General features: G+C 44.0%; 9 protein-coding genes and 1 pseudogene. 7 read left to right on the top strand and 3 right to left on the bottom strand.

The genetic code is table 11. The annotated features are described in order from the left end of the window. Positions 1-441: 441 nt before the first annotated feature. The 3 genes and pseudogenes from QUA10_RS28185 (at position 442) to QUA10_RS28175 (ending at position 2,741) form a co-directional block, all read left to right on the top strand. Positions 442-879, top strand: a complete 438-nt coding sequence (locus tag QUA10_RS28185; protein WP_333086456.1) for a transposase family protein — start codon at positions 442-444, stop codon at positions 877-879. 110 nt (positions 880-989) lie between these two features. Next, positions 990-1,565: pseudogene (locus QUA10_RS28180) on the top strand (ISL3 family transposase). A gap of 393 nt (positions 1,566-1,958) precedes the next feature. Continuing rightward, positions 1,959-2,741, top strand: coding sequence for a DsbA family protein (locus tag QUA10_RS28175; protein ID WP_333085808.1), 783 nt, complete (start codon positions 1,959-1,961; stop codon positions 2,739-2,741). Positions 2,742-2,837: 96 nt separating this feature from the next. On the opposite strand, the gene rpe is transcribed toward QUA10_RS28175, so the two are convergent. Further along, positions 2,838-3,539 (bottom strand): ribulose-phosphate 3-epimerase, encoded by a 702-nt coding sequence (rpe, locus tag QUA10_RS28170; protein WP_333085807.1) that lies wholly within the window; start codon positions 3,537-3,539, stop codon positions 2,838-2,840. A 245-nt stretch (positions 3,540-3,784) separates the two neighbouring features. On the opposite strand from rpe, the gene QUA10_RS28165 reads away from it, so the two are divergent. From QUA10_RS28165 to QUA10_RS28155, 3 genes are all read left to right on the top strand, one after another. Next, complete coding sequence (locus QUA10_RS28165; RefSeq protein WP_333085806.1) at positions 3,785-4,159, top strand: hypothetical protein; 375 nt, start codon at positions 3,785-3,787, stop codon at positions 4,157-4,159. 104 nt (positions 4,160-4,263) lie between these two features. Then, positions 4,264-5,679, top strand: a complete 1,416-nt coding sequence (locus QUA10_RS28160) for an LCP family protein (RefSeq protein WP_333085805.1) — start codon at positions 4,264-4,266, stop codon at positions 5,677-5,679. 224 nt (positions 5,680-5,903) lie between these two features. After that, entirely contained in the window at positions 5,904-6,332 is a 429-nt protein-coding gene (locus QUA10_RS28155; RefSeq protein ID WP_333085804.1) for a DUF202 domain-containing protein, read from the top strand. Between the two features lies 1 nt (position 6,333). Here QUA10_RS28155 and QUA10_RS28150 read toward each other — a convergent pair whose 3' ends face one another. Then, positions 6,334-6,456, bottom strand: coding sequence for a hypothetical protein (locus QUA10_RS28150; RefSeq protein WP_333086454.1), 123 nt, complete (start codon positions 6,454-6,456; stop codon positions 6,334-6,336). Positions 6,457-6,822: 366 nt separating this feature from the next. Further along, on the bottom strand, positions 6,823-8,259 hold the full coding sequence (gene lpdA, locus QUA10_RS28145; RefSeq protein WP_333085803.1) for a dihydrolipoyl dehydrogenase: 1,437 nt from the start codon (positions 8,257-8,259) through the stop codon (positions 6,823-6,825). 439 nt (positions 8,260-8,698) lie between these two features. Between lpdA and QUA10_RS28140 the strand changes: the two genes are divergently transcribed. Further along, positions 8,699-8,968, top strand: a complete 270-nt coding sequence (locus tag QUA10_RS28140) for a hypothetical protein (RefSeq protein WP_333085802.1) — start codon at positions 8,699-8,701, stop codon at positions 8,966-8,968. The last annotated feature ends 610 nt before the right edge of the window (positions 8,969-9,578 follow it).

The following is a 9,578-nucleotide window of genomic DNA, read 5'->3' as shown; positions in this document are numbered from 1 at the left end:
TGCTGTGACATAATTATTTTTAATTCGGTCGCAGTGTCTTCAATTCTTTCTTGGTAATTTACTTTCATACAATCGTCTTTTTACTAGAAGTGCTATTGTAGCATATTTTTGGAGAAGTGGTATAAATCTTGATTAAATTGTGTAAAATTAAAGCTTTTGAGAAAGTGACGACGCGAGTTTTTTTCGCTCAAACAACTATAACGACTGAGATTTGTGAAGTTGACCTTGCCATAAGCCACCAAGATAGTTGAGAATAAAGTGATTAAAAACTTCTTTTGGGGTTGACTAATCCCTGGCATTTGTTGTAAGATGGATTCAATGATTTTCATAAGGCAATCTGTTGAGCTTGTGTGTTTTTAGGCTCTCCTGACTTTATGGTGTAAAATGTACATATTAATACATTTACCATTGTGAGCTTCCATCTAGACTGATCTATTAGCCTTGCCTGGAGTCAGGGTTGAAACTTGTACTCAAGTTGAGGGAAAAATTTTCTTGGGACTGAGTATTCTATCTGAACAAATTGTTTGTCATCATTGTAAAAAATCTACCGAAAAACTGCATCAAAATAAACCAGTTTTAGTAAAAGATTTGTCGGTTTTTGGTCGCCCTGTGTATTTAAAAATCCCACGGCGACAGTTTTACTTTCCTAGTTGCCAACGGTATCCCACAGAAAGAATAGATTTTTTGGACGTTAAAAGACGGCATACTCAAGGATACGAACAAAATATTTATGAGCGTGTAAAACAATGGAGTATGGAGCAAATTGTCCGAGAAGAAGGACTGAGTTATGACGAAATAAAAGGAATATTTGAGCAGGTAAATAAGAGCAAAAAAAAACTAATTGGAAACTCACTAAACGAATTTCTATCGACGAGATAACTATGCGAAGAGGTCAAGGGAATTTCGTGCCTGTTGTTAGTGACATTTGTGAGGGTAATTTAATTGAGATGATTGATTATCATCGCTCGGAATAAATCATTGAAGTCCTTATGAAACAGCCGATTGAGGTTCGGAAACAAGTTGAGGAAGTGAGTTTTTATATGTGGGGAGGATTCCCTAAAGTTATCAAAAAAGTATTCCCAAATGCCCTAGTTGTTATTGATCGTTTTCATGTAATGAAAGTAGTTAATAAAGACTTAAATAAGTTACGTAGAGCAGCCGGAATAACAGATAAGCAAAGTAAATATTTATTATTAAGTAATCGACTAAATTTGAATCAAGAGCAGATTGATAAATTCTAATTTACACTGGGAAAATCCGAATGTTTGCGAATTGCGTATGAGATGAAAGCAACATTTAGAGAAATATATGAGACTAATTTGACGGTCAAAAAAGGGCAGAACAAAATCAAACAATGCCTAAATCATGCACAAGTATTTTTTCGAGAATCTGCATCAACAATTGAGAATCATTTTGAGGGTATTTGCAACTACTTTCTTCATCGCACCACAAGTGGAGTCATGGAAGGAATTAACAATCGGATTAAGTTGATAATGCGGCAAGGGTATGGTTTTTCTAATTTTAATAATTTTAGGAATCGCGTATTAGCTTGCTTTTCTGATTAGAAAAACTTATAACCATAAGTTCAGGAGATGCTGTTTTTATAGCTTAACCAAAAAGAGTGCCTTTTTTTCTGTTGATTTTGGGTTCAGATTGCACTCACTTTTTTCACTTCTCTGCTGCCAAAGCGATCGCCTCCTTCTTTAAAAACTGTCCGGAGTATTGTTGAGGCGACATTATATTATAATAAATTCCCATGATTTAAATCTTAATTATTAGGTTAGTCGGTGTTCGTGTGATTCACAACCTTTCCCAATTACCGACTACGAATTAGCGATCGCCACTGAATAAATATTGGTCACATATAAAAACAACTGCACAGCAGTAAACTGCGGTATACCTGACACTCCGCAAAATTAAATGTAGGATTAAGTGTTGCCGTGAATCAGAAAAAAAAGATGAACGTATCCACTATTTGGCGAAAACTCCGCAGCCAGCAAGCCTTCTGCTTGGCTGTACTCCTGGCAGGCTGCCTGGTATTTATCGGTTGTTCCCCCGCACAGTCAACGGCTGGTAATTCAGTCGATCCCAAGTTGAAAGAGCAAGTCTTGCAGGTGATCCGCGAAAATCCCCAAGCAATTTTAGAGTCGGTACAAGCTTACCAGCAACAACAGCAGCAGTCTCTCAAAGCAGCGCAGCAGTCATTTTTGCAGGAGATGAAAACTAATCCCAAATCTTCCATAGGGGATTCTCCCACCACGGGTTCAGCTTCGCAGCAGATTGTACTTTTAGAATTCTCTGACTTTCAATGTCCGTTTTGCGCGCGCGCTCACGATACTGTCAAGCAGTTTATGGCAAAACACCAAGACAAAGTTACTTTAGCTTACAAGCATTTTCCCTTGACTTCTATTCACCCTCAAGCGCTGCCAGCAGCTAAAGCAGCTTGGGCGGCGGGCCAGCAGGGCAAATTCTGGGAATATTACAGCGCTTTGTTTGAAGGGCAGAAAGATTTAGGCGAGCCATTGTACGCATCGATCGCCCAAAAGCTCAATCTAAAATTAGATAAATTTAACACCGATCGCAACAGCCCCGCTGCAGAAGCCGCCATTGCCAAAGACGTGCAACTCGCTCAACAACTAGGCATTGAAGGCACTCCCTTCTTTATTATGAACGGCCAAACTTTCTCCGGGGCGATCGAGCTTTCTGAGATGGAAAGCATTCTCGCATCTGTCTCGAAATAAGTAATTCATGACTCTGGGCAACCAAGTCTAAAAATTCGTTCCCAGCCTGCTTGGGCTGGGAACGAGAAAAACCAGAAAAACTGGAAAAATCTTTGATTAAACTGCAGCCAACTCAGGAGTCGGACGCTTGCTGTGGCGGATACCCTCGATCGCGGCTGCGTAATCATTCGCCTTAAACACAGCAGAACCAGCGACGATCGCATTTGCCCCGGCTTCCAGAACCTGCCAAGTATTGTTCCCCTTCAAACCGCCATCTACCTCAATCCAAGGATCGAGGCCCTTGTCGTCGCACATTTTACGCAACTGGCGAATTTTCGGCAAAACAGCGGGGATAAAACTTTGACCACCAAAGCCCGGATTGACGCTCATAATCAGCACCAAATCGCAAAGTTCCAGCACGTACTCGATCAATTCCAAAGGCGTCGAAGGATTTAGAACCACACCAGCCATTTTGCCCAATTCCCGAATTTGGCCGAGGGTGCGGTGCAAGTGAGGCGAAGCATTGTGTTCCGCGTGAACCGAAATAATGTCAGCACCAGCCTTAGCGAAGTCCTCGACGTACTTCTCGGGCTCCACAATCATCAAGTGGACATCGATCACCTTGGTAGTAACGGGGCGAATTGCCTCAACAATCAGTGGCCCGATAGTAATATTAGGAACAAAGCGACCGTCCATCACATCTACGTGAATCCAGTCAGCCCCAGCTCGATCGACAGCCTGAATCTCTTCTCCAAGACGGCTAAAATCGGCTGATAATATGGATGGAGCAATAACGATGGGTTTTTTGGATTGGGTCATGGCTAAGTCTGTTCTCCTGTCTGCTGTGCTGTATCCAGTTTATCAAAATACGGGTCTCCGGGTCGAAAAGTTGCCAACGATCGGTCGCGAGATTGGGAGGGCAGAAAAATTTTGCCTCTGACAGACAAGTTTGGCGATCTCGCACCAGCCCAGCTCTCGGAATTTTGGTTTAGGATATAAATTTTCCCTCTAACAAATAACTTGTGTGCAAAATCTGACCTTCTGCAAATTTTGAGTAGCGAATTATGAAAAAAACAGATCCCTTAGAAAATCCTGAACTCGATCGTGCCAGTCTGTTTGTATTAATGATCCCAGTCATCGGCTTTTTCCCCGCCCTGTGGACTCTTTACCGCCGTCAGGGTAGTCCCGAACGCAAAGCCATCAGCCGCTTGGCAATTGCCCTTGCTTTTAGTTGGCTCTTAGGACATATTCTTTTAGAAGCTGGAGCGATTTCTGCGGAATCTCCGACACTTCCCATGTTATTAATGAGTAGCCTGCTAACAACCAGCTATTTCATCGTTGCTCTGGGACTGATGGTTCGTCTCTGGAAGCGTCAACCACTATGGTTGCCAGGAATTAGTCGCTTAGCCGAGCAAGTAGTAGGCAAACATTTATCATAATTTAGGGTTCTTTTGAGCCCCTACCCTATTGATTGAGTGCGTCTTCAGCTTGATACTACATATTGCCATTATCTTTTTTATTTTTGTTGTGTGTGAGGAAGCCAGTGCCAGCTCAAAAAATTCCTAATCAAGACCCTATCCAACAATCCACTGCTCAACCTGCAACCAAAAAAGCTTCCCAGCCCCATCGAGGTCGCTGGCTGGGTTTTGGTTTTGGTTTGGCTGGAGTAGCCATGCTCTCAGCCACAGCCGGAGCATTGCTAGCCGTCTCCCTTTCTACAACGCCGCTTCAGCAACAAAAGTTGAGCCCTGAAGAAGCAGCAGTATTTTCTCAAGGCGACATGGCAAAGCTCAACATGAAGATGCCGGAGCTGACTCGCCCAGTTAATATTTTAGTTTTAGGACTTAAAGTTCTGACCTCTGACATCGAAGGAGGTGTCAACAAAGATGTCGGATACGAGGTTTGGGAAAACTCATTTAAGGGCTTAACCGATACCATGCTGTTGGTTAGGTTTGACCCTCAAAATAAAAAGTTAAGCGTGCTTTCCATTCCGCGAGACACCCGCACCTATGTTGAAGGCAGGGGGGTCGTGAAAATCAACGAAGCTAATTACTACGGCGGCCCGGCTTCGTCAGCGAAGTCAGTCAGCGGACTCCTTGGGGGTGTGGGAATTGACCGCTACGTCACAGTTAATATTCATGGCATAAAAAGTTTGGTCGATGCCCTGGGTGGGATTACTATTAATGTCCCTAAAGACATGAAGTATACCGATAACAGCCAGCATTTATATATAGATTTAAAGGCTGGTAAGCAAAAACTCAACGGCGAACAAATCGTGCAATATTTGCTTTATCGGCACGACGATTTAGGCGACATCGGGCGGGTGCAGCGCCAGCAATTGTTGATGCGGGCTTTTGTGGAACAGGAAGTAAATGTAGGTTTGCTGTCTCGACTACCGAAGATTTTGTCGGTGGTTCAGTCTCACCTTGACACGAATTTGAGTATAGAAGAATTGGTAGCTTTGGCTGGTTTTGCTACTCAAACCGATCGCGCTGGCGTGCAGATGTTGATGGTTCCCGGCAAATTTAGCGATTCTAAGGACTACAAGGCAAGTTTTTGGTTGCCAGACCAATATGCCATCGAAACTATGGTGGCGGAACATTTTGACTTCGGTCAAAATACTTGGACAATTGAGAATGCTGATTCGACTTTTCTGAATGTGGCGATTCAAGATAGTACCGGAGATCCATCGGCTGTTGAAGATTTTGTCAATAATTTGACTCAAGCCGGTTATCGGAATGTTCAGGTTTATAAAGCTTGGCCGGAACCGCTGGAAGTAACTACTCTAGTAGCTCAACAGGGCGATATTAAAGGTGCTCAAGCGATTCGCCAGTTTTTGGGTTTTGGAGATGTGCTGGTTGAGAGTACCGGTTCTTTGCAGTCCGACGTGACAATTAGATTGGGTAAGGATTGGTTGGAGAAAAAGGCTCACTCCGGCAGTGCAGCTAAGTCTTTTTAAACTGGGCTTTAACCGCAGTATTTGTAGGAGGGACACAGCATTGCTGTGTCCTCTTATTTTCTGTTGGTATGAGATGGAGGCGATCGCTTCTTTGTAGATTTACTGATACTATATTTTTTGGTGATGATGAATCACGATCGCAATACCGATAGTTCCCTCCGCAATCACAAGTGAAACAATAATCAACGAGGGAAAACTTAAGATATTTTATAAAGGTAGGGTTGATGAACAAGGGTGCTAAAATAGACCGACAGCGCGAACATCAAGCAAATGAACGCACCTTTCTTGCATGGTTACGAACTTCACTCGCTTTAATTGGTTTTGGGTTTGCGATCGCTCGGTTCAGTTTATTTCTCCGTCAATTTCAAGCTACAGTGACTCAGCAAGAAGTTTCCTCCCCTCCCTTCTTCAACTCCGAAACTTTAGGGCTGAGTCTGGTAGTTTTTGGCATTGTGGTCATTGCCTTAGCAGCATGGCGTTATAATCGAGTATTCTGGCAAATTGAGCGAGGTGATTATCGCCCAAATCGTGTGCTAGTTTGGATTCTGACTGGAGTTGTAATGATTTTAGGAACGTTAAGCATTCCGTTGTTGCTATGGCGCGAGCGCGGAAATATAGCTCCCACTTCAACTCCTAAAAACTCTCAATTCTAAGTTAACCCGATCGCTTAGCTAAAGTGGAAATAACTGCAACCATATCATTAAGATTTTGTGCATCTAGATTGTCTATGGTGTTCGAGAGATGGGGAGAGAGTTTGACGATTTTCGATCGGGTCATCGAAATATACAATTTAAATACTGTACAACTTACAAGCGGAAGCAAATGAAATGAAGTAATTAGCTGTCTGTTTATGGGCGAACAGCGATTTATACATTACAACGAGCCTTTATTGAGGAATATTCGCCAAAAGGGAATGTAATTTCTCAATAAGCCTTCCCTGGGCGGGCAGGATGCCCACCCCACAAAAAAACTTACTCTTTGTGGAACAGGCATCTTGCCGGTTCTGGAGAATACTAAAAGATTGCAATTGCGAGCATTTTCATCTCCTTTAACTTACTCTACCACCGCCCTCAAACAGAATACTTAAATCCCCGACTTCTTCAAAAAGCCGGGGATCTAAAACAAGAAAACAGCCCCTACAGATTAATGACTACCCGTTCCAGCCGCCCGTTTAAACGCCTCATCCAACACTTCCGAAAGCGTCGGGTGCGTGTGAACTCGGAATGCCAAAGTGTTAACAGAATCGCGCTGGGCGATCGCATTTGCCGCCTCCTGAATCAAATCCGAAGCGTGCAAACCGAAAATGTGAACTCCCAACAACTCCCCAGTATCTTTCCGGTAAATCACCTTAGCCATACCGTCGGTTTCACCCTCCGCAATAGCCTTAGAATTTCCCTTAAAATAAGTCTTGACAGAACCGACCTCAAACCCTTCAGTTTTTCCTAACTCCTTCGCCGCAGGTTCAGTCATCCCCACATAGCTAATTTCCGGGTGAGTAAACGCCGCCGCCGGGATACTCAAATAGTCAACTTCGCGCGCACGGCCACAAATATTTTCCACTGCGGCAATTCCCTGAGCAGACGCAGAATGCGCTAACATCATCTTGCCATTAACATCGCCGATCGCCCACAAATTTTGCACCGGTTCTCCCGCCGCCAAAACCTGCATCTTATCGTTAACTGGGATATAACCGCGCATCGTTTCCACGCCAACAGTTTCTAACCCCAAATTCTTGCTCACCGGCACCCGACCAGTTGCTACCAAACAAGCGTCAACTTCCAAAACTTCGACAACTTCCTTAGTTTTGAAATCAGCTAATTCAATAATTACCGGCGAACCAGGAATAATCTTCTTGGCCAAAACACCTACTTTTGTTTCAATATCGCGGGGTGCAATTAACACTCGTTCTGCTAATTTAGCAATATCCGGGTCAAAAGTCGGCATCAATTGGTCTAGAGCTTCAATCATCGTAATTTCGCACCCCAGGGCTGTGTAAATATCCGAAAACTCCAAACCGATATAGCCACTGCCAATAATTGCGATCCACTTCGGCAGCGATTCCAACCTGACAGCATCATCGCTGGTAAATACAGTTTTGCCGTCAATTTCTATCCCAGGGGGGACGAAGGGAACAGAACCGGGAGCGAGAATAATATCCTTGGCAGTAATAGTTTTCTCGCCTTTATCGGTTTCGACGGTAATTTTTTGAGCACTGGCAATTTTGCCCCAACCTTGGATGACATCCACGTTCAAACGTTTGAGGCTGTTAGTCAAGTCGCCGCGAAGTTTGCTAACAATAGTATTAGCGTGATTGGCGATCGCCCCGCGATCGAAATCCACACTGCCCAATTGAATACCCAAAGTCTTTAGGTGGTGGGCATTCTGCAAATCTCGCACTCGCCCGGAAGCCGCCAACAGCGCCTTCGAGGGAATGCAGCCGCGGTTGACGCAAGTCCCGCCCATGTCGCCCGCTTCGATAATTGCCACTTTCAGCCCGCAGCTAACCGCGTGTATCGCCGCGCCGTGTCCGCCCACGCCAGCGCCGATAATTGCTAAATCGTAATCAAATCCCTGAGTCACCTTAAAATCTCCTAATGCCTTTGAAATCTTAGGACTCAAGCAAAAAACACCGTCTCTGGGTCCTTTCCGGGTGGCGCGTTTCCATCGCAACCCTTGAACAGCGGTAATAGTTGCATAAGTCCTGTCTCCTTATTCTCGACTAGACTAGGGTTAATTAGACAACGAAAGAGCCGTAACTGAGATTTTTTCAGGGTCAATGATTTTGAGCTGGGTCTGCACCAAGTCTCAAATCACTCAGTAGGCGGGTGTAGAGTTAAATATAGTTTGAAGGCTGACAATGCCCGCTACAGGTTTTATAGGGGGCAGCAAGTTCAGCAGCAGGCATTCCACCGTCCGGTTAAATTGTGTCCGCTTGCTTGTTTTAGTCGGGTTTTCATGTCTGCACGCCTTGGGGGCGGGCAGAGTTTGTTGGCAACTTTTAGAGTCTATGGAGTGGCTTATGACGGATGACGACGACCAGAAAGATTTACGCCGGGCCTCGGCTCAATCATTTTTTGAGTCCCTGGATGAATTGTTCGATTCTATAGAATCGAACAGCACTCAAGCTGCAAAACCGAAATCTCCACCGCCTCCGGCTAAGTCTTCGAGTCAGTCTTCGAGTTTGCCGAAGAAGACTAGACCTGCGAAAATTAATTTGTCGGATTTTGAAGATGCGATCGCCGATTTGGAACAGTTTATCCAGAGTAAACACCAGAAACGCCCGGAATAGAATCAATAGTGCGATGATACATTTTCAAGTAATGACTGTTGACTGTTGACAAGTGAAAAATTGTAGATTAATCTTTACGCTCCCAGAGGAATCTGTGGAGTCAATTTTTAATGTGAAATCCGGTAGCATAGGAATTATTCATCTCTCTGTTCTCTGACTCTGTGTCCTCTGCGGTTTAATCAGGCCAAAGCAACCAGAATTGATATCAATCTAAAATCTAAAATCTAATAGCATAGAAATGATTCATCTCTCTGTTCTCTGACTCTGTGATCTCTGTGTCCTCTGCGGTTTAATCATTCCAAAGCAACCAGAATTTATATCAATTCCCAATCTCAAATCGACGGGCTGTTAACGGTGCTTTCGGCTTAAGCTGCTTAGGTTGCACCTACAAAATATTCACATTTGGTTGCTGGGGGGGGTGACGACCCGCCCCAAACTCATAGTTAGTAAGGATTGAGCCAACTTGTGGTAAAAAAGATAGGCAGCAGAGTTGTTACACGCTTGCCTATCCAAAAAAATAATGATACTAAGACTCTACCAGAGTCATTTACAAAAATACCTGACGCCATCTCAGTTTTTGGTGATGACAATTTTGCTATCCTTGATGCAA

It is taken from the genome of Microcoleus sp. Pol8_D6, assembly GCF_036700965.1.
Classification (GTDB): Bacteria; Cyanobacteriota; Cyanobacteriia; order Cyanobacteriales; family Microcoleaceae; genus Microcoleus.
This window is presented reverse-complemented; position numbering and strand designations above follow the sequence as displayed.